The 25,080-nt window shown below is 59.4% G+C and carries 24 protein-coding genes; 11 read left to right on the top strand and 13 right to left on the bottom strand.

Translation table 11 applies throughout. The features are described from left to right. Positions 1-161 precede the first annotated feature (161 nt). Positions 162-1,394: a DUF445 domain-containing protein gene (locus ACESMW_RS11615; protein WP_372987196.1), complete on the top strand. Its 1,233-nt coding sequence runs from the start codon at positions 162-164 to the stop codon at positions 1,392-1,394. Between the two features lie 34 nt (positions 1,395-1,428). On the opposite strand, the gene ACESMW_RS11610 is transcribed toward ACESMW_RS11615, so the two are convergent. Then, complete coding sequence (locus ACESMW_RS11610) at positions 1,429-2,736, bottom strand: YihY/virulence factor BrkB family protein (RefSeq protein ID WP_372987195.1); 1,308 nt, start codon at positions 2,734-2,736, stop codon at positions 1,429-1,431. 198 nt (positions 2,737-2,934) lie between these two features. Between ACESMW_RS11610 and ACESMW_RS11605 the strand changes: the two genes are divergently transcribed. Next, positions 2,935-4,188 (top strand): OmpP1/FadL family transporter, encoded by a 1,254-nt coding sequence (locus tag ACESMW_RS11605; protein WP_372987194.1) that lies wholly within the window; start codon positions 2,935-2,937, stop codon positions 4,186-4,188. Positions 4,189-4,221: 33 nt separating this feature from the next. Here the strand turns inward: ACESMW_RS11605 and ACESMW_RS11600 are convergent, their stop codons facing one another. Then, positions 4,222-5,157, bottom strand: coding sequence for a D-2-hydroxyacid dehydrogenase (locus ACESMW_RS11600; protein ID WP_372987193.1), 936 nt, complete (start codon positions 5,155-5,157; stop codon positions 4,222-4,224). Between the two features lie 79 nt (positions 5,158-5,236). On the opposite strand from ACESMW_RS11600, the gene tmpT reads away from it, so the two are divergent. The 4 genes from tmpT to ACESMW_RS11580 all read left to right on the top strand — a co-directional run bounded on the left by tmpT (position 5,237) and on the right by ACESMW_RS11580 (position 11,148). Further along, positions 5,237-5,890 carry a thiopurine S-methyltransferase gene (gene tmpT / locus ACESMW_RS11595; protein ID WP_372987192.1) on the top strand — a complete coding sequence of 218 codons (654 nt, stop codon included), beginning with the start codon at positions 5,237-5,239 and terminating at the stop codon, positions 5,888-5,890. Positions 5,891-6,340: 450 nt separating this feature from the next. Then, positions 6,341-8,263 (top strand): PrkA family serine protein kinase, encoded by a 1,923-nt coding sequence (locus ACESMW_RS11590; RefSeq protein ID WP_372987191.1) that lies wholly within the window; start codon positions 6,341-6,343, stop codon positions 8,261-8,263. A gap of 39 nt (positions 8,264-8,302) precedes the next feature. Continuing rightward, a complete protein-coding gene (locus tag ACESMW_RS11585; RefSeq protein ID WP_372987198.1) occupies positions 8,303-9,592 on the top strand; it encodes a YeaH/YhbH family protein in 1,290 nt (429 codons plus the stop codon). After that, the gene (locus ACESMW_RS11580; RefSeq protein ID WP_372987190.1) at positions 9,589-11,148 is read left to right on the top strand and encodes a SpoVR family protein; all 1,560 of its coding nucleotides are present in this window, start codon (positions 9,589-9,591) and stop codon (positions 11,146-11,148) included. The genes ACESMW_RS11585 and ACESMW_RS11580 overlap by 4 nt, the downstream gene beginning before the upstream one ends. Here the strand turns inward: ACESMW_RS11580 and ACESMW_RS11575 are convergent, their stop codons facing one another. The 3 genes from ACESMW_RS11575 to ACESMW_RS11565 form a co-directional block, all read right to left on the bottom strand. Further along, positions 11,149-12,507: a TrpB-like pyridoxal phosphate-dependent enzyme gene (locus ACESMW_RS11575; protein WP_372987189.1), complete on the bottom strand. Its 1,359-nt coding sequence runs from the start codon at positions 12,505-12,507 to the stop codon at positions 11,149-11,151. It abuts the gene before it with no gap. Between the two features lie 77 nt (positions 12,508-12,584). Further along, positions 12,585-13,316: an LrgB family protein gene (locus ACESMW_RS11570; RefSeq protein WP_372987188.1), complete on the bottom strand. Its 732-nt coding sequence runs from the start codon at positions 13,314-13,316 to the stop codon at positions 12,585-12,587. Further along, a complete protein-coding gene (locus ACESMW_RS11565; RefSeq protein ID WP_372987187.1) occupies positions 13,309-13,689 on the bottom strand; it encodes a CidA/LrgA family protein in 381 nt (126 codons plus the stop codon). Before ACESMW_RS11565 ends, ACESMW_RS11570 begins: the two co-directional genes overlap by 8 nt. 140 nt (positions 13,690-13,829) lie before the next feature. On the opposite strand from ACESMW_RS11565, the gene ACESMW_RS11560 reads away from it, so the two are divergent. Continuing rightward, positions 13,830-15,275 (top strand): WS/DGAT/MGAT family O-acyltransferase, encoded by a 1,446-nt coding sequence (locus tag ACESMW_RS11560; protein WP_372987186.1) that lies wholly within the window; start codon positions 13,830-13,832, stop codon positions 15,273-15,275. A gap of 12 nt (positions 15,276-15,287) precedes the next feature. Here ACESMW_RS11560 and ACESMW_RS11555 read toward each other — a convergent pair whose 3' ends face one another. Beyond that, positions 15,288-15,917 carry a TetR family transcriptional regulator gene (locus ACESMW_RS11555; protein WP_113863289.1) on the bottom strand — a complete coding sequence of 210 codons (630 nt, stop codon included), beginning with the start codon at positions 15,915-15,917 and terminating at the stop codon, positions 15,288-15,290. A gap of 199 nt (positions 15,918-16,116) precedes the next feature. Between ACESMW_RS11555 and ACESMW_RS11550 the strand changes: the two genes are divergently transcribed. Beyond that, positions 16,117-17,223: a ferredoxin reductase gene (locus ACESMW_RS11550; protein ID WP_372987185.1), complete on the top strand. Its 1,107-nt coding sequence runs from the start codon at positions 16,117-16,119 to the stop codon at positions 17,221-17,223. A gap of 60 nt (positions 17,224-17,283) precedes the next feature. Beyond that, complete coding sequence (locus tag ACESMW_RS11545; protein WP_372987184.1) at positions 17,284-18,375, top strand: fatty acid desaturase family protein; 1,092 nt, start codon at positions 17,284-17,286, stop codon at positions 18,373-18,375. Here ACESMW_RS11545 and ACESMW_RS11540 read toward each other — a convergent pair. Genes ACESMW_RS11540 through ACESMW_RS11530 form a run of 3 tightly spaced genes read right to left on the bottom strand, consistent with a single transcriptional unit; the run spans position 18,363 to position 19,459 of the window. Then, positions 18,363-18,800, bottom strand: coding sequence for an RrF2 family transcriptional regulator (locus tag ACESMW_RS11540; protein WP_092001912.1), 438 nt, complete (start codon positions 18,798-18,800; stop codon positions 18,363-18,365). The two genes, ACESMW_RS11545 and ACESMW_RS11540, sit on opposite strands and share 13 nt — an antisense overlap. A 27-nt stretch (positions 18,801-18,827) precedes the next feature. Beyond that, positions 18,828-19,220 carry a YbaN family protein gene (locus tag ACESMW_RS11535; protein WP_372987183.1) on the bottom strand — a complete coding sequence of 131 codons (393 nt, stop codon included), beginning with the start codon at positions 19,218-19,220 and terminating at the stop codon, positions 18,828-18,830. 23 nt (positions 19,221-19,243) lie between these two features. Next, positions 19,244-19,459, bottom strand: coding sequence for a hypothetical protein (locus tag ACESMW_RS11530; protein WP_372987182.1), 216 nt, complete (start codon positions 19,457-19,459; stop codon positions 19,244-19,246). Between the two features lie 165 nt (positions 19,460-19,624). Here ACESMW_RS11530 and ACESMW_RS11525 point away from each other — a divergent pair, with 165 nt between their 5' ends. Together ACESMW_RS11525 and moaA are read left to right on the top strand one after the other, a co-directional pair. Further along, entirely contained in the window at positions 19,625-20,110 is a 486-nt protein-coding gene (locus ACESMW_RS11525; RefSeq protein ID WP_372987181.1) for a hemerythrin domain-containing protein, read from the top strand. A gap of 94 nt (positions 20,111-20,204) precedes the next feature. Beyond that, on the top strand, positions 20,205-21,197 hold the full coding sequence (gene moaA / locus ACESMW_RS11520; protein ID WP_372987180.1) for a GTP 3',8-cyclase MoaA: 993 nt from the start codon (positions 20,205-20,207) through the stop codon (positions 21,195-21,197). A gap of 231 nt (positions 21,198-21,428) precedes the next feature. On the opposite strand, the gene ACESMW_RS11515 is transcribed toward moaA, so the two are convergent. The 4 genes from ACESMW_RS11515 to ACESMW_RS11500 are packed head-to-tail and all read right to left on the bottom strand — an operon-like array spanning position 21,429 to position 25,044. Beyond that, positions 21,429-22,004: a nitrous oxide reductase accessory protein NosL gene (locus ACESMW_RS11515; RefSeq protein ID WP_372987179.1), complete on the bottom strand. Its 576-nt coding sequence runs from the start codon at positions 22,002-22,004 to the stop codon at positions 21,429-21,431. Positions 22,005-22,019: 15 nt separating this feature from the next. Beyond that, complete coding sequence (locus tag ACESMW_RS11510; RefSeq protein ID WP_372987178.1) at positions 22,020-22,850, bottom strand: ABC transporter permease; 831 nt, start codon at positions 22,848-22,850, stop codon at positions 22,020-22,022. Beyond that, positions 22,847-23,779, bottom strand: coding sequence for an ATP-binding cassette domain-containing protein (locus ACESMW_RS11505; protein WP_092001935.1), 933 nt, complete (start codon positions 23,777-23,779; stop codon positions 22,847-22,849). Before ACESMW_RS11505 ends, ACESMW_RS11510 begins: the two co-directional genes overlap by 4 nt. Beyond that, complete coding sequence (locus tag ACESMW_RS11500; RefSeq protein WP_372987177.1) at positions 23,779-25,044, bottom strand: nitrous oxide reductase family maturation protein NosD; 1,266 nt, start codon at positions 25,042-25,044, stop codon at positions 23,779-23,781. Before ACESMW_RS11500 ends, ACESMW_RS11505 begins: the two co-directional genes overlap by 1 nt. Between the last annotated feature and the right edge of the window lie 36 nt (positions 25,045-25,080).

Genomic DNA, 25,080 nt, shown 5'->3' with positions numbered 1-25,080 from the left:
TGCAGGATCCGGTGGGGACAGGTTTCTGAAACTGTGCGGAGCCATGGATGGCGGAGCCCAAGCGTCACAGGGACGTGCCGCAAGGAGCGTGTTTCAGAGCCCCCTGCCCGACCGACCACATGCTCCCAAGCCGCAAAACAAATAAAGAGTGCGAGTACCGGATGACAAGCCTGCTGACGACCCAAGAATTCTGGCAATACCTGAGCATCCCAGTGATCGCAGCCCTGATCGGCTGGACCACCAACTGGCTTGCCATAAAGATGACCTTCTACCCCCTGGAATTCATCGGCAAACCACCCCTGCTCGGGTGGCAGGGAATCATCCCCTCCAAAGCCCGCAAAATGGCCGCCATCAGCGTCGACGCCACCATCTCCAAGATCGGCACCGTCCAGGAAATCTTCCAGCAGATCGACCCCAAGGTCCTGGCCGCCCACATCGTCCACTCCGTCGACCCCCGCATTGAAGAATACGTCGACGAAATGATGCTCCGGGAATACCCCACCTTCTGGGAAAACCTGCCCGCCTCAGCCCGCAAGATGGTCTATGACCGGGTGCGCAAATCCACCCCGCAACTGGTGGACAACCTGGTCGAGGACATCTCCGACAACATCGAAGACCTGCTGGACATCAAAGGCATGGTCATCGAGCGCCTGGCCAAGGATAAACAACTGCTGAACCGCATCTTCCTTGAGTGCGGCGAAGTGGAATTCCGCTTCATCATCAATTCCGGCCTGTACTTCGGCTTCCTGTTCGGCCTGATCCAGATGGCCGTCTGGTACGTTTACCCTGCGTGGTGGGTACTGCCCTTCTTCGGGCTCCTGGTCGGCTGGGCCACCAACTGGATCGCCCTGAACGTCATCTTCCGGCCACTACGGGAGAAAAAAGTGGGACCGCTCCGCATCCAGGGCCTGTTCCTGAAGCGCCAGCCGGAAGTGGCGGAGTCCTTCTGCCACATTGTCACCCACGAAATCCTCACCGTGGGCAACATCATCCGCGCGATCCTGGAAGGGCCCAAGGGGGACAGGGCCCGCAACATGGTGAAAAAGCACATCAAACCGCTGGTTGATGAAACCGCCGGTATGGGCAAGGCGCTCACCCAGATGGCCTTCGGTCCCACCGGCTTTGCCACGCTGAAGACCCAGGTGGGCGAGAAGGCCATCGAAATATCCCAGACCTCCTTCAACAACCCGGTGTTCGAGAAGGACCGGGCCCGGGCGGTGGAATCCATCATGGTGGAACGGATGATCGCCCTGTCATCGGAAGAGTTCCAGGACCTGCTGCGGCCCTGCTTCCAGGAAGACGAGATCAAGCTGATCCTGGTGGGCGCCTTCCTGGGTTTTGCCGCCGGTGTCTGCCAGCTGGTCTTTGTGTTCGGGGAAACCCTGCTTATATAGAAGGATCCACCGACGGTCAGGCCTGAGCGACTTCTCAGGCCTTCGATTGGCGCAGTAGCGAAGCCAGGGTTTCAGACTCCTGATCCCGCGTGCCATCCATGAGGGCCGGTGGCAGAACCGACGGCAGCCGGTCCACAACCCGATCTTCATCCTTGCGAACGACATCCAGGATATGACGGACAGTGATCAGATCGAGAGCCCGCCCGGGTACCAGCTGATCCCCCTGCCGGCCCGCCAGGGACAGCAAGCCAGCCCGGATCAACTTGTCGCTGACCATCCTTGTCACCTCCCCCGGCACCCGGAGCCTGTGTTCCAGTGCCTCCTGCTGGGGGGCAACTTCGCCTTCACTGAACGGCTTGGCCACCATCCACATGACTGCCAGCCCCACCCTTTCCTGGAGTTCCGGCGCCAGCTGGACCTGGCTGCGCTTGGCCACAGAGCCCGGATTCTGGAGATAGAACGCCAGGCTCGCACCGAGCAACAGGATCATCCAGTTCAGGTAAATCCAGATCAGCAGGATGATGCCGATGGCAAAACTGGAATAGATGGCCGCGTACTTCGCCGAACCGGCCGCAAAAGAGGCGAACAGCATGCCCGCGGCCTGCCAGGACACCCCGGCCACGACACCGGCAGAAAAGGCATAGCGCAGCTTGACCCGGGTGTTGGGGATAAAAACGTAGACAAAGGTAAACGCGGCCACCACCAGGAAGAACGGGGTGAAACGACTGACAGCGAGGATCAGGGACCCGAAAGGCTCGATCTCTACCAGAGTCTGGACAATTTCGGACGAGAAGATGGTGGCCGTGACGCCGATCGCGGACACCATCAGCAGCGGCCCCACCATGATCACACTCAGGTAGTTGCTGAATCGCTGGGCAAGTGAGCGCATATCCGGCACCCGCCAGATCATGTTGAAGGAGCGCTCGATTTTCTGGATCAGCGAAATCACCGTGTAGACCAGCAGGGCAAGACCAACCGACCCGAGCACCCCCACTTTCATGTTATCCACAAAGCCAAGAATCCGCTCGGCCAATTCAATCCCTTGCGGTCCCATCGGCTCAAAAAACTGGAACAGAAACGGCTCCATCCGCTCGTGCACACCCATAGCCTTGAGCACCGAAAAGCTCAGGGCAAGCAACGGCACGATACTGAGCAGCGTGGTGTAGACCAGGCTCATGGCGTGCAGGGTGAGCTGCCCGCTCAGCACGTCCCGCACCAGGGCGTAGGCTGACCGTCCGACCTTATAGAGCCAGGTCCAGGGCCACTTCTGGGGCGGGTTGGGGTTTGCGAGAATCCAGTCTTCAGCGGCCTGCAGCCGTTCTTTGAGTTGGAATGAAGCCACGTGACGTCCTGTTACACGAAATTTTAGCCAGTTTATCAGGGATATAAGCCGGTGCCCCAAAGTATGGCCGATAACCGGCGGTTTGCGAGGCCTAACCGGACAATATAACCATATTAGCTTTTAATCCTTCATCTTATAACCAACCTTCTGTATAAACGGGCGCCATATTCGATATTTGTCAATGAACGGGTTTTCATTATGCGCCTCAAGACTGCTCTGGGCATTGCAGCCGCCACCGCCTTCCTGCCGTCGGTTGCATCTGCCACCAACGGTTACTTCAGCCACGGTTATGGCACCATCAGTTCCGGCATGGCGGGCGCCGGGGCGGCATTGGCGCAGGACAGCATCGCCGCTGCCACCAACCCGGCCGGCCTGGCTTTTGTCGGTAATCGGGTGGATGGCGGGTTGGAACTGTTCTCGCCCCGGCGCAAGTACGAAGTTGAAGGCCCGATGGCCCCACCACCCGCCTTCTCCCTGCAGCCAGGCAGCTACCAGAGCAGCCGGGACGCCTTCCTGATCCCCCACTTTGGCGCCAACCACCGGATCAACGACCGCCACGCCCTGGGTGTGTCCGTGTTTGCCAACGGCGGCATGAATACCAGCTATCCCGGCGATAATGGCGGACCGTTCTATGGCGGCCGGACTGGCGTCAACCTGGAGCAGCTGTACATTGCCCCCACCTGGTCCTGGAAATTTGCCGACAACCAGGCCATCGGTATCTCTCCGATGATTGCCTACCAACGTTTCGAGGCCAAAGGCCTGGGTGCTTTTGCCGGTTTCTCCTCGGACCCCTCGGCACTGACCAACAACGGCACCGACGATGCCTGGGGTTACGGCATCCAGATTGGCTGGCAGGGCGAGATCACCGACACCCTGCGCGGCGGCCTGAGCTTCCGCACCATTCTGGAAATGGAAGAATTCGACGAATACCAGGGCCTGTTCGCCGAACAGGGCGACTTCGACATCCCGCAAATGCTCAATGCAGGCATCGCCTGGTCCGGCATCGACAGCCACTGGATCCTGCTCGACGTTCAGCACATCCGTTACAGCGACATCAACAGCGTGGGCAACCCGATGCTGCCCAACCTGATGACCGCCGAACTGGGTGATGACGATGGTGCCGGCTTCGGCTGGGACGACATGACCATCGTCAAACTGGGCTGGCAGTGGCAGCAGACCGACCAGCAAACCTGGCGTGCCGGCATCAGCTACGGCGAGCAGCCGGTGCAGGAAGAGGAAGTGCTGTTCAACATCCTGGCCCCCGGCGTGCAGGAATGGCACTTTACCGGCGGCTTCACCCGCCAGTTCAGCGATTCCCTGGAGCTCTCCGGTTCGGTGCTCTACTCACCGCGTAACAGCGTGAAAGGCGACAACCCGCTCAACCCGCAGCAGACCATTGAGCTGAGCATGTACCAGGTGGGAGTGTCCGCCAGCATCGGCTGGCGGTACTGAAACCGGACCGGGCGCCTGACCCGGTCCCAGGTCTCATTCAACGGAGGCGAGGTTATTAGCGGTAATATTCACAATCCGTTGCCTCGCTTCCCGGCTGGCCCAGGCCGAGTGCGGGGTGACTATCAGGTTCGGAATGTCGTCCGCCAGCAACGGGTTACCATTGCGCGGCGGTTCTTCGGTCAGCACATCAAAGCCCGCACCACCAATCACACCGGTTCTCAAAGCATCCGCCAGCGCCTGCTCGTCCACCAGGCCACCACGGCTGGTGTTGATCAGCAGTGCGTCCTTTTTCATCATCTCCAGCTCCCGCTTGCCGATCAGGTTGCGGGTTTCGTCCGTCAGCAGGCAGTGCAGTGACAGGACATCCACCTGGGGCAGCAACTCATCCAGCGGGACTCGCGGGTAGCCATCCACCTCACCCGGCTCCTGCCCAGGCCTTGCGCCCAGCAGGATTTTCATCCCGAAAGCCTTGGCGCGCTCGACCACGCCCTGGCCCAGATCGCCGTAACCGATCACACCCAGGGTGCGACCTTCCAGTTCGAGGATCGGATGGTCCATCAAACAGAACATGTCGCTCTTCCCCCAACGCCCGGCCCGCACATCACGGTCATAGTCCAGCAGCCGGGTGGCCAGGGCCAGCATCAGAGCCAGGGTGTGCTGGGCCACAGTGGAGCGACCGTAGTTGGTCACGTTCATCACCTTGATGCCATGATCCCGGGCGGCTTCCTGATCAATGTTGTTCAGGCCGGTGGCCACCACCGCAATCGTCTTCAGTTCCGGGCAGGCCTCGAAATGTTCGCGCCTGAGTACCACCTTATTCACCAGCACGGTATCAAAAACCCGAATCCGCTCCAGCACCTGCTCCGGCGTGGTTCGATCGTGCTTGGTCAGGCCGCCGGTGACGGTCTCGATCGGTGACAGGTCGACATCATCGCCAAGGGTATTGGCGTCCAGGAATACGGCTTTCATGCTTTTCTCCCATCTCAAGATCGCCACAGATTAAGGTAGACTGAAGAAAACGTCCAAATACCGGTGAAGGGAAAGAACCATGGAACACGAATTCTGGCACGAACGCTGGGCAAAAAAAGAAATCGGCTTCCACGAGGGCACCGTTAACCAATACCTGCACGACCACTGGCCGGAACTGGCCGGGGAGAGTACCGATGCGGTCTTCGTCCCCCTGTGCGGCAAGGCCCACGACATGTGGTGGCTGCACGACCGCGGGCACCCGGTCCTGGGTGTGGAACTGAGCGAAATCGCCTGCAAGAATTTCTTCGAGGAAGCCGGCGAGAAAGCCAAAGTACATCCCGGCGAGCCCTTCACCACCTTCAAGCACGACGACCTGGAGCTCTGGTGCGGCGATTTCTACCAACTGGTCCCGGACGATCTCAAACACATCCGCCTGGTCTACGACCGCGCCGCCCTGATCGCCCTGCCCCCCTCCATGCGCCGCCAGTATGTCGAACACCTGACCGCCATCATCCCCGACGGCACCCGGATCCTGCTGATCACCCTGGACTACGAGACCGAAATCAAAGGCCCGCCGTTCAACGTCTCCAACGACGAAGTCCAGGAACTTTACGGGCAGGACTATGAGATTGAGCATGTACTGACCAACACCCTTGCCAAGGATCATCCCTTCGCCAAGCGGCGGGGGCTTGAGGGGGCTTCGGAGAGTGTGTTTCGGTTGACCAAGCTTTGAGTTCTTTGTCTCCCAGCCTGCTGGGTTGGGAGTCTTGGCGGGTGACGAGTGGGGGTGTTTTCCCGTACTGATGAACCTATCAAGTCTGATCGGAGTGTATCGGGGGTTCTTTTTCGGGGTGAATTTGATGTCTGAGCGCAGCGAGTTGCCAATTCGCCCCGAAAAAGAACCCCCGGTGCGCTCCAGCCTCCAAACCAAAGCAGGCTACAAAAACGCCACACCCCTCTAACACAATTTAATGAACCTTAACCACTCGCCCACTGTCCAACTCCCCGAACCTGAACTAAGCTCAGATTAAGCAAGCCGCGAAGAGAAAGTTGCAGCGCGGCTTGTAAGTATCCATTCCTTTTACCCATAACCAGATAAACACCGCCGGCACAGGCGGAGCCAACAGCAACGGGGAAATTGCGTGAACTGAAAAGCTGAATAACAGCGAGCGAGGGGCCATCTATGAGCATACTGCAGCATTTCAAAGACCGGTATGAAGCTACCCAAGAGGAAGAATATACTCTTGAGGAATACCTGGAGATCTGCAAAAAGGACCCAACGGCCTACGCCACGGCCGCTGAGAGAATGTTGATTGCGATCGGCGAGCCGGAGTTGGTAGATACCTCTCGCGACCCAAGACTGTCGCGCATCTTTTCCAACAAGGTGATCAAGCGTTACCCGGAATTTTCCGAGTTCTACGGCATGGAAGACGCCGTGGAAAACATCGTTTCCTTCTTCCGCCATGCCGCCCAGGGTCTGGAAGAGAAGAAGCAGATCCTTTACCTGCTGGGTCCGGTGGGGGGCGGTAAGTCCTCCCTGGCCGAAAAGCTCAAGTCCCTGATGCAGAAAGTGCCTTTCTACGCCATCAAGGGTTCACCGGTGAACGAATCGCCACTGGGCCTGTTCGATCCCGCCGAGGATGCCGAGATCCTGGAAGAGGAGTACGGCATTCCGCGCCGTTACCTCAATTCCATCATGTCACCCTGGGCCGTGAAGCGCCTGCACGAGTTTGGCGGTGATGTCAGCCAGTTCCGGGTAGTGAAGAAATACCCGTCGATACTCGACCAGGTGGGTGTTGCCAAGACCGAACCAGGCGACGACAACAACCAGGATATTTCCGCCCTCGTGGGCAAGGTCAATATCCGGATGCTGGAAGACTTCTCCCAGGATGATCCCGATGCCTACAGCTTCAGTGGCGGCCTGTGTAAGGCCAACCAGGGGCTGCTGGAATTCGTGGAGATGTTCAAGGCGCCGATCAAGGTGCTGCATCCGTTGCTGACCGCCACCCAGGAAGGCAACTACAACACCACCGAGGGCATGGGTTCGGTTCCGTTTGACGGTGTGATCCTTGCCCACTCCAACGAGTCCGAGTGGCAGACCTTCCGGAACAACAAGCACAACGAGGCGTTCCTGGACCGGGTCTACATCGTCAAAGTGCCCTATTGCCTGCGGGTAACCGAGGAAATCGAGATCTACAAGAAGCTGCTGACCAACAGCTCCCTGTACGGCGCGCCCTGTGCGCCGGATACCCTGGACATACTGGCGCAGTTCTCGGTGCTGTCCCGGATCAAGGAACCGGAGAACTCCAGCATCTACTCCAAGATGCGGGTGTATGACGGCCAGAACATCAAGGATACCGATCCCAAGGCCAAGTCGATCCAGGAGTACCGGGATGCGGCCGGGGTGATGGAAGGCATGGATGGCCTGTCCACCCGTTTCGCCTTCAAGATCCTGTCCAAGGTGTTCAACTTTGACACCACCGAGGTGGCGGCCAACCCGGTGCACCTGCTCTATGTACTGGAGAAGCAGATCGAGCAGGAGCAGTTCCAGTCGGAGATCCAGGAAAAGTACCTGCGATTCATCAAGGAATACCTGGCGCCGCACTATGTCCAGTTCATCGGCAAGGAAATCCAGACCGCCTACCTGGAAAGCTACAGCGAATACGGCCAGAACCTCTTCGACCGTTACTTGACCTATGCCGAATTCTGTATCCAGGACCAGGAATACCGGGATCCGGAGACCGGCGAGATTCTCGACCGCGGGTCCATCAACGACGAGCTGGAGAAGATCGAGAAACCGGCGGGTATCAGCAACCCGAAGGATTTCCGGAACGAGGTGGTCAACTTCGTACTGCGGGCACGGGCCAACAATCAGGGCCGAAACCCGTCCTGGCTCAGCTACGAGAAGCTGCGCAGCGTGATCGAGAAGAAGATGTTCTCCAACACCGAGGATCTTCTGCCGGTTATCTCCTTCAACCCGAAAGCCAGCCAGGAAGATCAGAAGAAGCACAAGCAGTTCGTCGAACGTATGGTCGAGCGAGGCTACACCGAGAAGCAGGTACGGCTGTTGGCCGAATGGTACCTGCGTGTTCGCAAGTCTCACTGAAATCAGTGACCAGTCACTGATGGGAGTAGCACTATGGGTATGACCCACATCGTCGACCGGCGGTTGAACGGCAAGAACAAGAGCGCGGTGAACCGGGAGCGGTTCCTGCGCCGCTACCGCCACCACATCAAGAAAGCGGTGGCGGAGGCGGTGCACAAGCGCTCGATCACGGACGTTGAACGGGGAGAGAAAGTCAGTATCCCGACCCGGGATATTGACGAGCCCATCTTCCACCACGGCCAGGGTGGCCGGCGGGAGGTGGTGCACCCCGGCAATCAGGAGTTTGTGGCCGGGGACATGATCCCCAAGCCCCAGGGCGGTGGTGGCCAGGGCGGCGGCCAGGGCCAGGCCAGTCCGGATGGCGAGGGCATGGACGAGTTCGCCTTCCAGATCACCCAGGAGGAGTTCCTGGATTTCCTGTTTGATGACCTGGAACTCCCCAACCTCGCCCGCAAGAAACTCAAGGATACCGAGGCGTTCAAGTACGTACGTGCCGGCTTCACCAATCAGGGCATTCCCGCCAAGCTGGATGTGGTGCGCTCCCTGCGGGGCGCCCACGCCCGGCGCCTCGGCCTCGGCGGTGCCCGCAAGAAGAAGATCAAGGATCTGGAGAAGCAGCTGGAGGCCCTGAAATCCGCACCGGAAGATCTCGATCCGGCGTTCAGCCACGATGACCAGATCAAGGTCCTGGAGGACGAGATTACCCGGCTCAAGGCCAACGTGCGCCGGATCCCGTTCATCGACGAGATCGATCTGCGCTATCGCCAGCACGTGAAGCAGCCCAAACCGGCCACCAGTGCGGTGATGTTCTGCCTGATGGACGTCTCCGGTTCCATGACCCAGATGCACAAGGACATCGCCAAGCGCTTCTTCATCCTGCTTTACCTGTTCCTGAAGAAGAACTACAAGAAGATCGACGTGGTCTTCATCCGGCACCACACCAGCGCCAAGGAGGTGGACGAGGAGGAGTTCTTCTACAGCCGGGAAACCGGGGGCACTATTGTTTCCAGTGCGATCAAGCTGATGCACAAGATCATCGAATCCCGCTATTCCCCATCGGAATGGAACATCTATGCCGCCCAGGCATCGGATGGCGACAACTGGAACGACGACTCCCCGGTGTGCGGCAAGCTGCTGGCCGACAATGTCCTGCCGCTGGTGCAGTATTACGCCTATGTGGAGATCACGCCCCAGGATCACCAGATGCTCTGGTACGAGTACGAGAAGATCATGGAACGGTTCCCCCAGAGCTTTGCCATGCAGCAGATCGCAGACCCGGGTGAGATCTACCCGGTGTTCCGCCAGTTGTTCGAGAGGAAAGCCGCATGAGTAGCATCGTCGACCGTCCGAACGCACCGGAAAGCGAACAGCCCGGCGCCAGGAAGCCGATTTCCACCGGGTCGGAGTGGACCTTTGACCTGATCCAGCAGTACGACGACGAAATTGCCCGGTGCGCCGAAGAGTTCGGGCTGGATACCTACCCGAACCAGATCGAGGTGATCAGCGCCGAGCAGATGATGGATGCCTACAGCTCCGTGGGTATGCCCGTGGGCTACCATCACTGGTCCTTCGGCAAGCAATTCCTGAATACCGCCAAAGGCTACCAGCGCGGGCAGATGGGGCTGGCCTACGAGATCGTGATCAACTCCAATCCCTGTATCGCCTACCTGATGGAGGAGAACACCCTGCCCATGCAGGCACTGGTGATCGCCCACGCCAGTTATGGCCACAACTCCTTCTTCAAGGGCAACTACCTGTTCCGCACCTGGACCGATGCCAGCGCGATCATCGATTACCTGGTGTTCGCCCGCAACTACGTGGCCGAGTGCGAGGAACGCCATGGTGTGGATGCGGTGGAGGAGATTCTCGATTCCTGCCACGCTCTGATGAATTACGGCGTGGACCGCTACAAGCGTCCGCCGCCCATCTCCGCCTCCGAGGAGGCACGCCGTCAGAAGGAACGGGAAGAATACCAGCAGCGCCGGATTAATGACCTGTGGCGGACCATTCCGAGGCTTGATGACGACGAAGACCCGGTAAAACGCCAGCGTCGCTTCCCGGAGGAGCCCCAGGAGAACCTGCTGTATTTCATCGAGAAGAACGCTCCCCTGCTGGAGACCTGGCAACGGGAGATCATCCGTATCGTGCGCAAGCTCGGGCAGTACTTCTACCCGCAGCGCCAGACCCAGGTGATGAATGAGGGCTGGGCCACCTTCTGGCACTACACTCTCCTGCACCGCATGTACGACAAGGGTCTGGTGAACGACGGTTTCATGCTCGAGTTCCTCCAGAGCCACTCGGCGGTGGTCTACCAGCCGCCGTTCAACAGCCCTTGGTATTCCGGCCTCAACCCTTACACCCTGGGTTTCTCGATCTTCACCGATCTCCGGCGGATCTGTGAGAAGCCCACCGACGAGGACCGGGAATGGTTCCCGGACATTGCCGGATCCGACTGGCTGGAGACGCTGCACTTCGCCATGCGCAACTTCAAGGACGAGAGCTTTATCCAGCAGTTCCTGTCCCCCAAGGTGATGCGGGACCTGAAGCTCTTTGCCATCGAGAATGACGATCAGGAAGACCATTACATGGTCACCGCCATTCACGATGACCCCGGTTACCGGCCATTGCGGGAGAAGCTGGCCCGCCAGTACAACCTGAGCTACCGGGAACCGAATATCCAGGTCTGGAATGTGGATGTGCGGGGTGACCGCTCCCTCACGCTGCGGCATATCCCGGTCGACCGGGTGCCTCTGGGTGAAGATACCGAGGAAGTGGTCCGTCACGTCCATCGGTTGTGGGGCTTCGATGTGCACCTGGAGAGCGTGGATGAAGGCATGGTAGTGGAGGACTACCATTGTCCTCCACCCAATCTCAATGACGAGTGATCAGCCCGAAATAGAAGGCAGGCCGGACAGGGCCATCGCCAGTTCTTCCTCGTTGTATTCGTAGTCCTCAAGCTGGCCTTCGAAATAGGAGGTGTAGGCCGCCATGTCGAAGTGGCCGTGGCCGCAGAGATTGAACAGGATAACCTCGTCCTTGCCTTCCCGCTTGCAACGCAGGGCTTCCTCAATAGCACCCTTGACCGCGTGGTTGGCCTCCGGCGCCGGCACGATGCCCTCGTTGCGGGCGAACAGTACGCCGGCCTCGAAGCATTCGCGCTGGGTATAGGACACCGCATCAAACAGGCCCAGCTCCTTGGCGTGGGACACCATCGGCGCCATGCCGTGATAGCGCAGGCCACCGGCGTGGAAACCCGGTGGCGTGAAGTCGGAGCCCAGGGTGTGCATCTTGGTGAGCGGCGTCATGTGGGCGGTATCGCCGTAGTCGTAGGCGTACTTGCCCCGGGTCAGTGTCGGACAGGCGGAAGGTTCAACCGCTACAATCCGAGATTTCTCGCCACCACGCAGGGCATGGCCCATGAACGGGAAGGCAATGCCGGCAAAGTTGGAGCCGCCGCCGGTGCAACCCACGATCACGTCCGGCCAGCAATCGGCCATTTCCATCTGCTGCATCGATTCCAGGCCAATCACGCTCTGGTGCAGCAGGACGTGGTTCAGCACGGAGCCCAGGGCATACTTGGTGTTCGGGTCCTGAACCGCCAGTTCCACCGCCTCGGAAATGGCGATACCCAGGCTGCCGGTGTGGTCAGGGTTCTCCGCCAACACCTTGCGACCGAACTCGGTCAGCTCGGAGGGAGACGGCACACATTTCGCGCCATAGGTTTCCATGACCGCACGGCGGTAGGGCTTCTGGTTGTAGGAAACCCGGACCTGGAACACGGTAACGTCGATGTCGAACAGGGAGCCGGCGAAGGAAAGCGAGGTGCCCCACTGCCCCGCCCCGGTCTCGGTGGTCAGGGTGCGGATGCCCGCCTGCTGGTTGTAGAACGCCTGGGGGATGGCGGTATTGGGCTTGTGACTGCCCGCCGGGCTGACACCTTCGTACTTGTAGAAAATCTTGGCCGGGGTTCCCAGTGCCTTCTCCAGACGATGGGCCCGATACAGCGGTGCCGGGCGCCACAGCCGATAGACGTCACGAACCGGCTCGGGAATCTCGATTTCCCGCTCGGTGGACACCTCCTGCTGGATCAGCTCCATGGGGAACAGGGGTTCCAGGTCCGCCGGACCTACCGGCTGTTTGGTGACCGGATGCAGGACCGCTGGCAGCGGTTTCGGGAAATCTGCCTGCAGGTTGTACCAGTATTTAGGCATCTGGCTTTCGTCGAGAAGAAACTTGGTTTGCATGTGCGATAGAACCTCAGCTTGTTGTCACGTGTCTTTGAAGGTCGGACCGTTTGTTATTCTGAACTGTGGAATTTGCCTTAAAAAAGCGCCTGCATCCAGTCTACCAGCCAGGGCACCAGAACGGCGGTGGCAAATGCAGACAGCGCCATGGCCAATCCCGAGAAGGCGCCCATCTGGTTGCTGACCTGGAACGCCCGGGCAGTACCAATCCCGTGTGCTGCCACGCCCATGGCGATGCCCTTGGCGGTGTCATCCTTCACCCGGATCCATTCGAACAGCTTGGTACCCAGCACCGCACCGGTGATTCCGGTGATCACCACCAGCACCGCCGTCAGTGATGGCAGGCCGCCGATTTTCTCGGAGATGCCCATCGCCACCGGCGCCGTGGCCGATTTCGGTGCCAGAGACATCTGGATCTCGAACGAACCGCCAAAGATCCGCGCCAGCCAGATCGAGCTTCCAGCCGCAATCACCACTCCACACAGGAGCGAGATCGTGACCGGCATCCACAGTTGGCGCAGGCGGGAGAACTGCTGGTACAGCGGTACCGCCAGCGCCACCGTGGCCGGACCAAGCAGGAAGTGCACGAACTGGCCACCCTCGAAATAGTCGTTGTAGGAGGTGCCGGTCAATAGCAGCAGGCCGATGAGCATGGCAACGGACGTCACCACCGGATTGGCCAGTGGATTGGAATTGGTGCGCAGGTACAACCGGTAGGCCAGGCCATAGGCCACCAGGGTGATGGTCAGTCCCAGCAGCGGCGAGGCCGAGAGGTAGACCCAGATATCCTTCAGCCCGGGATCATTCATGGTTTTGCTCCTCGTTTGCGGCCGAACTCACCAGCCACCGGGTGGTCACCTGCATTACCAGGGCTGTGGCCACCATGGTGATGATGGTACTGAGCAACAGCGCCAGGGTAATGGGCAGCCACTCGTCGGCAATCCGGCTGAAGTGCGCCATCATGCCTACGCCCGCCGGTACAAACAGCAGGGACAGGTGGCTGAGCAGGCCGGTGGAGGCGGTTTCCACCGATTCCGGCGTGCTGCCGCGAATCCACAGGGTGATGAACAGCATCACCATTCCCAGCACCGGTCCGGGAATGGGCACCCCCAGTAATCGCACGGTGACCTCTCCGACCAACTGATACACCAGCAACAGGGTTATGCCATTGAGAAACTGCATGAAACTCTCCCCGGACGAAATGAAAAAAATCTCTCTGAACAGGGAACTTTATAGCACCCTGAATCGTGAACACGGTCCATTATCAGTATACTTTCTACCTACAACTAAAAATCCCTTACTTTGGTGGAGTACGACAAGGAATGAAACGTCTGGGAACACTGGATGCCTCATGGCTGGCCGTGGAATCTGAGGACACCCCGATGCACGTGGGTACCCTGCAGATCTTTTCACTGCCGGAGGGCGCTCCCGAGACCTTCCTGCGGGATATGGTCACCCGCATGAAAGAAGCTGGCGACATTGCCTCGCCCTGGGGTTACAAACTTGCCTGGTCCGGCTTTCTAGGCCGGCTGGTTGCCCCCTACTGGGTGGAAGACAAGAAGATCGACCTGGATTACCACGTCCGGCACTCGGCGCTGCCGCGGCCGGGAGGCGAACGGGAACTGGGCATCCTGGTATCCCGCCTGCATTCCAACCCGCTGGATTTTTCACGGCCGCTGTGGGAATGCCACGTGATCGAGGGCCTGGAGAACAACCGCTTTGCGCTGTACACCAAGATGCACCACTCGATGATCGACGGCATCAGCGGTGTGCGCCTGATGCAACGGGTGCTGACCACCGATCCGGACCGGCGCGAGATGCTTCCGCCCTGGTCGGTCAAACCTCAGCGCCGCAGGGGCAGCAAGACCGACAAGGAAGCCACCGTTCCCGCCGCGGTCTCCCAGGCCATGGATGCCCTGAAGCTCCAGGCGGACATGGCACCGAGACTCTGGCAGGCCGGCAACCGGCTGGTACACTCGGTACGCCATCCCGAAGACGGCCTCACGGCCCCGTTCACCGGTCCTGTCTCGATCCTCAATCACCGGGTGACACCCCAACGCCGCTTCGCGACCCAGCACTATCAGTTGGACCGGCTCAAGGCCCTGGCCCACGCATCCGGCGGCTCCCTGAACGATATCGTCCTGTACCTGTGCGGAACGGCACTGCGCCGGTTCCTGGTGGAACAGGACCAGTTGCCGGACATCCCGCTCACCGCGGGCATCCCGGTAAATATCCGGCCATCGGATGATGAGGGTACCGGCACCCAGATCAGCTTCATGATCGCCTCCCTGGCAACCGACGAGCCCGATCCCCTGACCCGGCTGCAGGACATCAAGACCTCGACCCGCCGTGCCAAGGAGCACCTGCAGAAACTGCCCCGCAGCGCCCTGACCCAGTACACGATGATGCTGATGTCGCCATACATCCTGCAGTTAATGTCCGGACTTGGCGGGCGCATGCGGCCGGTGTTCAACGTCACCATCTCCAATGTGCCGGGCCCGCAGCAAACCCTCTACTATGAGGGCGCGAGGCTCGAGGCCATGTACCCGGTGTCACTGATCGCCCATGGCGGGGCGCTGAATATTACCTGCCTGAGCTATGCCGGATCGCTGAACTTCGGCTATACCGGCTGCCGGGATACCCTGCCCAGCATGCAGAAACTGGCGGTGTATACCGGTGAGGCGCTGGAAGAGATCGAAGATCTGATCCTGCCGCCGAAGCCGAAAACTACCGGCAGGCGGAAGAAAGCGGCGACCGCCAGCAAGTAAGGCGTGAAAGCGTCAGGCGCCGTCACTTTGCCAGTGGCCGGCGCCGACAAAGATCATCTGCAGGAAGCGGCTCGTCCGCTTCCGGATCTGACCGACCTGGTAGTCGTCATCCGGAGAAACGCTGAGCAGGTCGGTCAGGCTAAAAGCAACGGTACGCACCACCAGGTCGCAGGTCAGATCCAGATCCGCGTCGCTCAGATGATCCATCAACCGCAGCCGGCGGAGGTCGTTGGCCAGCTCACTGGCAAAGAAGCGCATTTCACTGCGGATACCTTCCTGCACCGCCCGGCTCTCCCCCGCCAGTCCCTGGGCCATGAACATGAAAAAGTTCCGGTTGGTCTGGGCGTGGGCCACGAAGATAGCCACCGATTCCTCGATCAGCTTGTCCGACTGAAGCACATTGGCACGGGCCTCCCGCATCATCCGGCGCAAGACCAGCCCCAGCTCATCCACCAACTGCAGCCCCAGGTCGTCCATGTTCCGGAAATGCCGGTAAAATGAGGTGGGCACTACACCCGCCTGCCGCGTCACCTCCCGGATCCCGAGGCTGGCAAAGTGCCGGCCCTTGCCCACCAGGGCCAGCGCCGCGCCCATCAGTTTTTCCCGGGTTTCCCCGGGCTTTCGTCGTTGTCGTTCTGCCATGTCCTGCCGCGTCATCTGTTCTTCGTGTTCACGAGTGTACACATTTGACCCGAAGAAAGTCGCCCGGACTTGTCATTCTGAGCCAACCCGCCACGCCACATTGTCACTTAAAATATCCGTGTGTACAGTCGTACACATTAGTGAACAAGTGTACACACCAAGACAGATGGGTACCGCAGATTTCATGGAGAGCACCAACATGTTAGCGAGAGTGATACAGAGCAACGCCATGCACTGGCTGGGCCGCCAGCTGTCGAACCAGGACAACCCGGCCTCCTGGCTGGACCCGCTAATGACCCGCATCAACCCCATGTGGGTACAGGCGTACACACCGGCACGGGTCGAGCGGGTAATGCAGGAAACAGCCGACACCCTGACCTTCGTGCTGAGACCGGCACGGCGCTGGACCGGATTCCGCGCGGGACAGCATGTGAACATCTGTACCGAGATCGACGGCGTTCGTCGCAACCGCACCTTCAGCCTGTCCAGCTCTCCCCTGCTCTGGGAGGCTCAGGGCCTGGTGACCCTGACCATCAAGCGCCTGCCCGGCGGACTGGTCACCAACTGGCTCCATGACCAGGTCGAGCCCGGCCAGATCATAGGCCTGGGTGAGGCCTTCGGCGAGTTCCTGATCCCCGAGCCCGCTCAACCGATCCTGTTCATTGCCGGCGGCAGCGGTATCACCCCGGTAGTCAGTCAGCTGGAAACCATGGCTGCACAGGATTACCCGGCGCCGGTCACGTTGCTGTACTTCGTGCGCACCCATCGGGATGTCATCGCGGGGGAGAAACTCCGGGCGCTGGCGTCCCGTCATTCGACACTGACGGTGCAGGTGATCGCCACCAATGAAAGCGAGGAACCCCGGTTTCTCAGGGGCGAGGATCTCGATCAGATAGCCGACCTGAAAAGCCGGGAGGTGTACCTGTGCGGCCCCAAAGGCCTGATGGACCTGGCCGGTGAGCTGCTGCATCAGCGGGGAGTCACCGACGACCGGATCCACAGCACCTTCTTTGCCCCACCGGCACCGGCGCAACTCGAAGGCTCCGAACTTGGCGGCCAGGTGACGTTTGCAAAAAGTGATGTGCAGGTGGGCTCCGAGGGCGATGCCAACCTGCTGGAGATCGCCGAAGCCGCCGGCCTGAAGCCGCAATACGGCTGTCGTATGGGCATCTGCCACCAATGCAGCTGCCGCAAGACCAGCGGCACCGTGATCAACCGGTTGACCGGCCAGGTTTCCGGGGCCAGCGAGGAAAACGTCCAGCTTTGCATTTCCGTGCCCCGGGGGCCGGTCTCTGTCGACGTTTAATCCCTGTTATCCGAATCAACGCAGCCTTTACCTTCTTTGAACTGCTGCAAGGAGTTTGCCATGAAAAAACTGAACGAAACCCAACTGCAGGAACTGGAACAGGATCTGAACTCCATCCGTGACGAGGTACTGGCGGATCTGGGCGAGCGCGACGCGAAGTACATCCGCCGAATCATCCGCCTGCACCGGACCCTGGAAATCGGCGGCCGGGTGATGATGCCCTTCGGGTTCATTCCGCCGGTCTTCGTGGCCGCAACCGCGTCACTGGGTATTGCCAAGATCCTGGAGAACATGGAGATCGGCCACAACGTCATGCACGGCCAGTATGACTGGATGAATGACCCGAACCTGCACTCACAGACCTACGAGTGGGACACGGTCTGTACCGCCGATTCCTGGCGCCGCACCCACAACTACGAGCACCATACCTACACCAACGTCATCGGCAAGGACCGGGATTACGGCTACGCGGTATTGCGCCTGAGCGACGAGGACGAGTGGAAGCCCTGGCACAGCCTCCAGTTCATCAACTACATCCTGTTGAGCGTGCTTTTCCAGTGGGGCGTGGGCCTGCATGAACTGGAAAGCGAGAAACTGCGTCGTCGGGAGATCCGCTGGCGGGACAAGTTGCCGTTCCTGAAGGATTTTGCCCGCAAGGGCGGTCGGCAGGCGTTCAAGGATTATGTGTTCTTCCCGTTGCTGACCCTGCCCGTTGCGCCGATCGTGCTGGCTGGCAACATCGGGGCCAACCTGATCCGCAACCTGTGGTCATCCACCGTGATCTTCTGCGGCCACTTCACCCAGGATGCGGAAACCTTCTCCGAGGCGGAGTGCGAGGGGGAAAGCAAGGGCCACTGGTACCTGCGCCAGCTTACCGGTTCCTCAAACTTCACCGGCGGGCGCTGGCTGCATATCCTGAGCGGGCACCTGAGTTATCAGATCGAACACCATGTGTTCCCCGACCTGCCTGCCCATCGCTACCCGGAGATTTCCGGGAAGGTTCAGGCGGTCTGTCGTAAACACGGCATTCCGTACAATTCCGGAAGCTTCGGCAAACAGTACGGCACCGTGCTCAACCGGATCTTCCGCTACTCCCTCCCAGACCGGGTCCGCACCCGGCTGGAAGGGGAAAGCGCACCTCAGGCGATCTGAAGCAAGCGCAGCAACTGTGGCCGGTGCTGATCCTGGATCACATCGGCCAGGGTGTACTGGTCCAGCACCTCAAGAAACGCCTTGAGCGCTTCATTGAACATGGACTTGAGACCACACACCGGCGTGATCTTGCAGGCGTTCTTCGACGAGAAACACTCGACAATGCTCAGGTCCTGCTCGGTCTCCCGCACCAGGATGCCCACATTGATGTCCTCCGGCGCCATGTGCAGGCGCATGCCACCCTTCTTGCCACGAATGGTCTCGATGTAGCCTTTCTTGTTGAGCTGGTGCACCACCTTCATCAGGTGGTTCTTGGATATGTCGTAGCTGTCGGCAATTTCCTGGATGGTTGCCAGACGATCACCCTGCGCCGACAGGTAAATCAGCACGCGGAGTGAATAATCCGTATAACGGGTGATGTGCATTCAGTACTCCAGTTTTGAAGAATTCGTTCAACAGGACGGTCGCGTCAGCAGATAGCAGGCCGTAACGGCCAAACAGGCACCCACGATACCCAATACCACCAGGGAAGCTCCCATCAGCAATAACATGGCCCAGCTCAACGCCATCATGCTACAGGCCAGAACCTTGGCACTGAGCGGCACCGCCCGACGGAGGCGCCAGTTATCAATAGCCGGTCCGAACCGGGGATGAGCATCCAGCCACTGGGCAAAGGCCGGTGACCCCTTACTGGCAAAAAACGCAGCCAACAGGACAAAGGGAGTCGTCGGAAGCAGAGGCAGAACCACTCCCACCACCGCCAGGCCTGCAGAGATATACGCCAGAATCCTAAATCCGGTTTTCCCGGAAGGCTCGCCCATGACCGGGCCCCCGCTATGATTCATAACTGCATCTATTCTACCTGCATTCAATGGACGGGTCTCCCCAACCGGCTCAGGAAAACCAGCCGCGCGACGTAGGCCACCTTGATGCCTACCGCGAACAACAAAGTGCCAACGTGAGCCAGTATCTGGATAGCCATGGGGAAATAGCGGGCCAGGGGATAAGCCACCAGCACCGTCAGCAGCAGCCCAAGAAATGACCAGACCATCGCACTGTTCGCCCTGAATAGCAGCTTTTCCATTTGAAACCTCCAGAATACATCTTTAATATGTATTCTATAGACTTCTTTTCAGAAGTTTCAACCCTTGTTCCCAATGGTGATCCCACACAGATCCCGGAAACAGACAGAGGTTCCTGATTTTCACCCAAAAAGATTCACTTCATTTAAATGTAAAGGAGAAATGCCATGACACCTCAAACCTGGGTTGAAGAAGCCACCGAAGAGGAACTCATCGAGCACATCCTGAACCGCTACCACGACACCCACCGGGACCAGTTACCGGAAATGATCCGTCTGGCCCAACGGGTGGAGCGAGTTCACAGTGGCCACCCCGATTGCCCGACCGGCCTGAGTGCCCACCTTGAGGCCATGCAGACCGAACTGGAAAACCACATGGCCAAGGAAGAGCAGATCCTGTTCCCGATGATCGTGCGGGGCATCTCGGGCATGGCGCGCGGTCCGATCTCGGTCATGCGCTCCGAACATGACGATCATGCGGCCGCCCTCGCCCGACTCGAGGGGCTGACCAATCAACTGCGACTGCCGGAGGGTGCCTGCAATACCTGGCGCAGGCTCTATGAGGAAATCGGGCAGTTCCGACAAGACCTCAGGGACCACATCGACACGGAAAACAACGTGCTTTTTGCCCGCATCGACGGGCTGTCCGCCTAGGCTTACCTCCCGAGGGGTATCGGAATAGTTGATCCAATCTGCAATACTTGGTCTATACTCAGATCAAAAAACAAGCGGTAACAGGATCAATCCGATGCCCCAGAGCAAACTGACAGACCGTTTTGGCCGCACCGTCAACTACGTGCGCCTGTCCGTCACTGACCGGTGTGACTTCCGCTGTGTCTACTGCATGGCCGAGGACATGACGTTCCTCCCCCGCCAGCAGGTACTGACCCTGGAAGAAATCGCCCGCGTTGCGCGCAACTTCGTTTCCCTGGGGACTGAAAAAATCCGCCTCACCGGCGGCGAACCCATGGTTCGCAAGGATATCCTGGAACTGGTGAAGGAAATCGGCACCTATGGGCTGCGGGACTTTGCCATGACCACCAATGGCAGCCAGCTGACCACCATGGCCGAGCCCCTGCGCAAGGCCGGCATGCACCGGCTGAATATCAGCCTCGACTCCCTCGATGCCGAGAAATTCCGTAACATCACCCGCACCGGCAAGCTCAGCCAGGTCCTGGACGGCATTGATGCCGCACGCGAAGCCGGTTTCCGGGGCATCAAGCTCAACACCGTGGTGATGAAGGGCCGCAATGACGAGGAAATTCCGGAACTGATCGAATTCGCCCGCAAGAAGCAGGTGGATATCAGCTTTATCGAGGAAATGCCCCTGGGCGAAATCTCCGAGCACGACCGGGGCCTGGCCCTGTGCACCAGCGAGGAAGTCCGGGACATTATCCGGAAGACCCACGAACTGGTCCCTGCCACCGAGGATTCCGGCGGCCCGGCCCGCTACTACCGGATGACGGACAGCCCGATCAAGGTCGGATTCATCTCCCCGCATTCCCACAATTTCTGCTCCACCTGTAACCGGGTGCGGGTAACAGTCGAAGGCCGGCTGTTACTGTGTCTGGGCAATGAGCATTCGGTGGACCTGCGCCGTGTGCTGCGCGGTAACCCGGTGACCGACGACAAGCTGCGTGAGACCATCATCAACGCCATGGATCTGAAGCCGGAGCGGCACCACTTCTCTAGTAATGGGGATGTGCAGATTCTTCGGTTTATGAATATGACTGGCGGCTGAAGGGACCTTTTCGTTTTTTCCGCCCAGCCTGCCTGTTTTGGAGGGGGAGCCGATGAGGGCACCCTTTCCAAAAAACGCTCCTTGCGGCACGTCCATGTGGCGCTTGGGCTCCGCCATCCATGGCTCCGCACATTTTTGGAAGGGGGCCCTCACCGGCTCATCCAAGCGCTGAACAATAGTCCTGGTAAAGACGGGACGGGGTCAGATGAAAGCTTTCATCTGACCCCATGTTCACATGGAGTGCTCTGCCGTTTCGGCCTCCATCTCTCCCATCTCATGCATCCCACTCATCTCACCCATGGCCGCACCGGTGTTCAGGTGTTCCATGGTGATCTCGCTGTATTTCAGAACCTCACCACCGTGCTCCATCATGAAGCCGTGAGCGGCATCTTCGGTGGCGAATGACGCCAGGGTCGGTCCCATGGCACCGGTACGATCGGATCCGACCACGAAAAAGGCATCGCGGGCGTCGATCAGGGCAGTGTCGTCCGGATGCTCCCACTCGGTCTGGGCCATGTCGTGGACGTAGAGGGTGTGATCGCGGTTTTCATTCTCCGGCTGGAGCATCCAGGCGAACATGTCCTTGGTGGAGCAGAACTTGCGGACGTTCTGATCTTTTTCGGTGATGGCTTCACCCTTGGGGCCCGGGAAGTTGGTGATCACCATGCCGCAGACGTGGCATTCGTCGCCGCTTTCGAAGTGCACCGGGTCAGGTTTGGCCGTGGTCTGTTCCTCATTGCCCGAACAGGCGGTGAGGGTCATGGCTGCCAGGGCGGCGAGAAGCCAGTTAAGTTTGGTTCGATTCATCAATGACAACTCCGTTCAGATACGACGATTTCGGAAAAATAACAGGGCACCCGCCAGCGGGATGGCAAACCACAACACCAGGCCAATCCAGAGGCCGGCGGCACCGATGGGCAGATCGGCACCAAGGCTCAGGACGCCGCTTAGCTGTCCGGTGTCACCGAAGGCAACGATGTTGAGCAGGCGATAAATATCGGTCGGGTTGAGCATCAGCAGCCACGGCAGCAGCTCGGCGTTGAACTTGCCCTCACTGGCGACCAGGGTGCCCAACAGCATCAGATCGAAAATCAGCACAAAGAAGAACCAGATCGCCAGGGCCAGGCCGGCGGCAATCGGTTTCTCGCTGACGCGTACACTGATCACATAGGCCAGCGCGATGAAGCCCCAGCCCAGCAGCACGGTGGAGGCGATAAAGCGGAACATGGCAACGGCCAGGTTGGTGATAGCGACATCCTCCACCAACAGCGCAATGGCGATTCCGGCCACACCGAAGCCGATCAGAGTGGCCAGGGCGAGGGTCAGGCCGTGACCCAGGAACTTGCCAAGCAGCAACTGGCTGCGGCTGAGCGGGTAGGTCATGAGCAACAGCAGCGTACCGCCCTCCTCTTCCCCGACAATGGCGTCATACGCCAGCAGCAGCGCGATCAGCGGAATCAGAAAGATCCCCAGGCTGGCCAGACTGGCAATGGTCGCCGGCGTGGACGCGTAGCCGACCTGGCCCGAAGCCGCAGCCCCGAACCAGGCAATGCCCAGGGCCAGGGTGGCAAATACCAGGGAAATGGCCATCAACCAACGGTTGCGCAGGCTGTCACTCAGCTCCTTGCGGGCAATGGTCCAGATACTGTTCATTGGCTGCCTCCCCGATGGGCCAGGCCACCCGAACCGATGAAGTGCACGTAGATATCCTCCAGGCTGGGCTGGTGGATACTGACATCCGCCACTTCACCCGATGCCATTACCGTTTGCAGCAAGGCCATTTTCTCCCTCGGTTGCACATCCACACGCAGCCGCCCGTTATCGGTCTTGATCATCAGGCCGCTGCTGGTTGCGGCGCTGTCGATCACCTTTTCCAGCGCCGAGATACTGTGGGCAGGATCCAGCGACAGGGTCACCGGCATGTTTGCCTGCCGCCTCAACGCCGCCAGATCCCCGGCAGCCTTCAGCGAGCCTTCGGTAAGAATGGCAGCACGGTCGATGTACGGCTCGACACCGGGCAGAACATGGGAGCACAGCACAATGCCCGTGCCCTCGTCCCGCAGATCCCTTAGCAACCGGTACAGATCCGCCGTAGCCACCGGATCCAGCCCCACCGTCGGTTCATCCAGCATCAGCAGCTTCGGCTTACCCAGCAGCGCCTGCGCCAACCCGAGACGCTGGCGCATACCCTTGGAATAGGTCTTCGTGCGGGCATCCATGGCGTCGCCCAGCCCCACCTGCTCCAGCAGCGCCGGCACCTGGCGCAAGGAGGCGCCCTTGAGCCGGGCAAAATGACTCAGGATCTCCCGGCCGGTCAGCTGCGGGTAGAACATCACATTCTCCGGCAGGTACCCGATGTACTGGGTCACCTGCGGATCCCCGGCCTGGCCGCCAAGCACGGACACCGTACCCTGGGTCGGTTGCATCAGCCCCAGAATCAGCTTGATCGAGGTGGTCTTACCCGCGCCGTTATGGCCGAACAGACCCAGGATCTCGCCCGGCTCCAGGCGCAGATCAATGCCATGCAGTACCAGGCTCTTGTCGTACCGGTAACTCACATTCTCAAGACGAAAACAGCTCATCAGCTCTCCGGTTGAAGATCAGCGGGAAGTCGCATCAGTGGATGGGAATCGGCAACCCCGGCGGCCTTGACCACCGGAAACGCATCCTGCACCCAGCGCAGGGTATCCACCGCCGGGCTGAACATCAGAATCTTCGCCTCCGGATACTTCCACAGCAACCGGTCCACATTGTCATTCGGTTCATAGGGCACATCCCCAACTCCGTCCTGGTTCCGGTCCCAGCCCAGGTAATCACTCCAGAAATTGCCCTGACCGTCCTTCGACCACTCCTGGGTCCGGGTGGCGACATACTTCACCTGACGCTGGTTGTTCACAAAAGCATTGCCGAACACCTGGTTATCCTCGGAACCGGCCGTGAGGTGAATGCCAATATTGCTATCGGCAAAATAATTGCCCTCGAAGGTGTTGTACAGCGAGTTATAGATAAACACCGCCTTACCCTCGGCCCCGGAAATAGCCACCCCACCGGTCTTGCCCTCGGAAACCCCGGTCACCACATTGCCCCGAAGCTCCGACTGGGTAATGAAATTCATCAGAATCCCGTAGTTCTCATCATTCACCGACCGATTGTTGAACACCTTCAGCCGCTTGCTCTGCATCAACGCATACCCGGTCCGCGTACGGCGGGTAACGTTATCCTCCAGCAGGTTATTCATCGAATACATGTAATGGATGCCATAACGCAGATCCGCCATCTCATTACCCCGGATCGTGTTGTTATTGGCGGTCTCGATATAAATCGCATCCCGGGTCTGACGGATGTCATTACCCTCAATCAACGCCCCGGTGGTATTGAACAGATGAATCCCGTTCCCCCGATCCTGCGACCGCAGACTCGTCTCGCCACGGATGACATTCCCACGCACCGTCACATCCGGCGTCGCATCCAACCAGACCCCGAACGCCGGCCCCTGCAAACGGTTATTCTCGATAACCGCCCCCCGAGCCTCCCGGGCCACAAAAATCCCCGCGTCCAACTCGTTCAGATCCTCACCCCAGTTGCGTACCGTACAACCGGAAAACGTCACATCCTCGGCCACAATATCCACGGCGTTCCCCTGCCCACCACCGTCAATAACGGTATCGGCATGACAGGAAACAGTGACACCGGGCACCCGGATAGCCAGAGGCGAAAGTTGCTCGGGAGGAAGCTCAAAGGACGCGCCCGGTTCCAGGGCATCAAGCTCGTCTTGCAGGTCCGCATTCGCGGTCAGCGATAAAAGAGCGACTGACAGGGCCACCCCATAACGCAAAAGTGAATACATCAAAGAGTCTCTAAAAGGTAAAAACAGTTCCGGGGC

It is taken from the genome of Marinobacter sp. (assembly GCF_041690455.1).
Taxonomy (GTDB): domain Bacteria; phylum Pseudomonadota; class Gammaproteobacteria; order Pseudomonadales; family Oleiphilaceae; genus Marinobacter.
This window is presented reverse-complemented; position numbering and strand designations above follow the sequence as displayed.

Bases quoted from the DNA above. Each gene is read 5' to 3' on its own strand.
- ACESMW_RS11615 (WP_372987196.1), top strand. From the start codon at position 162: ATGACAAGCCTGCTGACGACCCAAGAATTCTGGCAATACCTGAGCATC.
- ACESMW_RS11605 (WP_372987194.1), top strand. From the start codon at position 2,935: ATGCGCCTCAAGACTGCTCTGGGCATTGCAGCCGCCACCGCCTTCCTG.
- ACESMW_RS11600 (WP_372987193.1), bottom strand. From the start codon at position 5,157: ATGAAAGCCGTATTCCTGGACGCCAATACCCTTGGCGATGATGTCGAC.
- tmpT (WP_372987192.1), top strand. From the start codon at position 5,237: ATGGAACACGAATTCTGGCACGAACGCTGGGCAAAAAAAGAAATCGGC.
- ACESMW_RS11590 (WP_372987191.1), top strand. From the start codon at position 6,341: ATGAGCATACTGCAGCATTTCAAAGACCGGTATGAAGCTACCCAAGAG.
- ACESMW_RS11585 (WP_372987198.1), top strand. From the start codon at position 8,303: ATGACCCACATCGTCGACCGGCGGTTGAACGGCAAGAACAAGAGCGCG.
- ACESMW_RS11580 (WP_372987190.1), top strand. From the start codon at position 9,589: ATGAGTAGCATCGTCGACCGTCCGAACGCACCGGAAAGCGAACAGCCC.
- ACESMW_RS11575 (WP_372987189.1), bottom strand. From the start codon at position 12,507: ATGCAAACCAAGTTTCTTCTCGACGAAAGCCAGATGCCTAAATACTGG.
- ACESMW_RS11570 (WP_372987188.1), bottom strand. From the start codon at position 13,316: ATGAATGATCCCGGGCTGAAGGATATCTGGGTCTACCTCTCGGCCTCG.
- ACESMW_RS11565 (WP_372987187.1), bottom strand. From the start codon at position 13,689: ATGCAGTTTCTCAATGGCATAACCCTGTTGCTGGTGTATCAGTTGGTC.
- ACESMW_RS11560 (WP_372987186.1), top strand. From the start codon at position 13,830: ATGAAACGTCTGGGAACACTGGATGCCTCATGGCTGGCCGTGGAATCT.
- ACESMW_RS11555 (WP_113863289.1), bottom strand. From the start codon at position 15,917: ATGGCAGAACGACAACGACGAAAGCCCGGGGAAACCCGGGAAAAACTG.
- ACESMW_RS11550 (WP_372987185.1), top strand. From the start codon at position 16,117: ATGTTAGCGAGAGTGATACAGAGCAACGCCATGCACTGGCTGGGCCGC.
- ACESMW_RS11545 (WP_372987184.1), top strand. From the start codon at position 17,284: ATGAAAAAACTGAACGAAACCCAACTGCAGGAACTGGAACAGGATCTG.
- ACESMW_RS11540 (WP_092001912.1), bottom strand. From the start codon at position 18,800: ATGCACATCACCCGTTATACGGATTATTCACTCCGCGTGCTGATTTAC.
- ACESMW_RS11535 (WP_372987183.1), bottom strand. From the start codon at position 19,220: ATGAATCATAGCGGGGGCCCGGTCATGGGCGAGCCTTCCGGGAAAACC.
- ACESMW_RS11530 (WP_372987182.1), bottom strand. From the start codon at position 19,459: ATGGAAAAGCTGCTATTCAGGGCGAACAGTGCGATGGTCTGGTCATTT.
- ACESMW_RS11525 (WP_372987181.1), top strand. From the start codon at position 19,625: ATGACACCTCAAACCTGGGTTGAAGAAGCCACCGAAGAGGAACTCATC.
- moaA (WP_372987180.1), top strand. From the start codon at position 20,205: ATGCCCCAGAGCAAACTGACAGACCGTTTTGGCCGCACCGTCAACTAC.
- ACESMW_RS11515 (WP_372987179.1), bottom strand. From the start codon at position 22,004: ATGAATCGAACCAAACTTAACTGGCTTCTCGCCGCCCTGGCAGCCATG.
- ACESMW_RS11510 (WP_372987178.1), bottom strand. From the start codon at position 22,850: ATGAACAGTATCTGGACCATTGCCCGCAAGGAGCTGAGTGACAGCCTG.
- ACESMW_RS11505 (WP_092001935.1), bottom strand. From the start codon at position 23,779: ATGAGCTGTTTTCGTCTTGAGAATGTGAGTTACCGGTACGACAAGAGC.
- ACESMW_RS11500 (WP_372987177.1), bottom strand. From the start codon at position 25,044: ATGTATTCACTTTTGCGTTATGGGGTGGCCCTGTCAGTCGCTCTTTTA.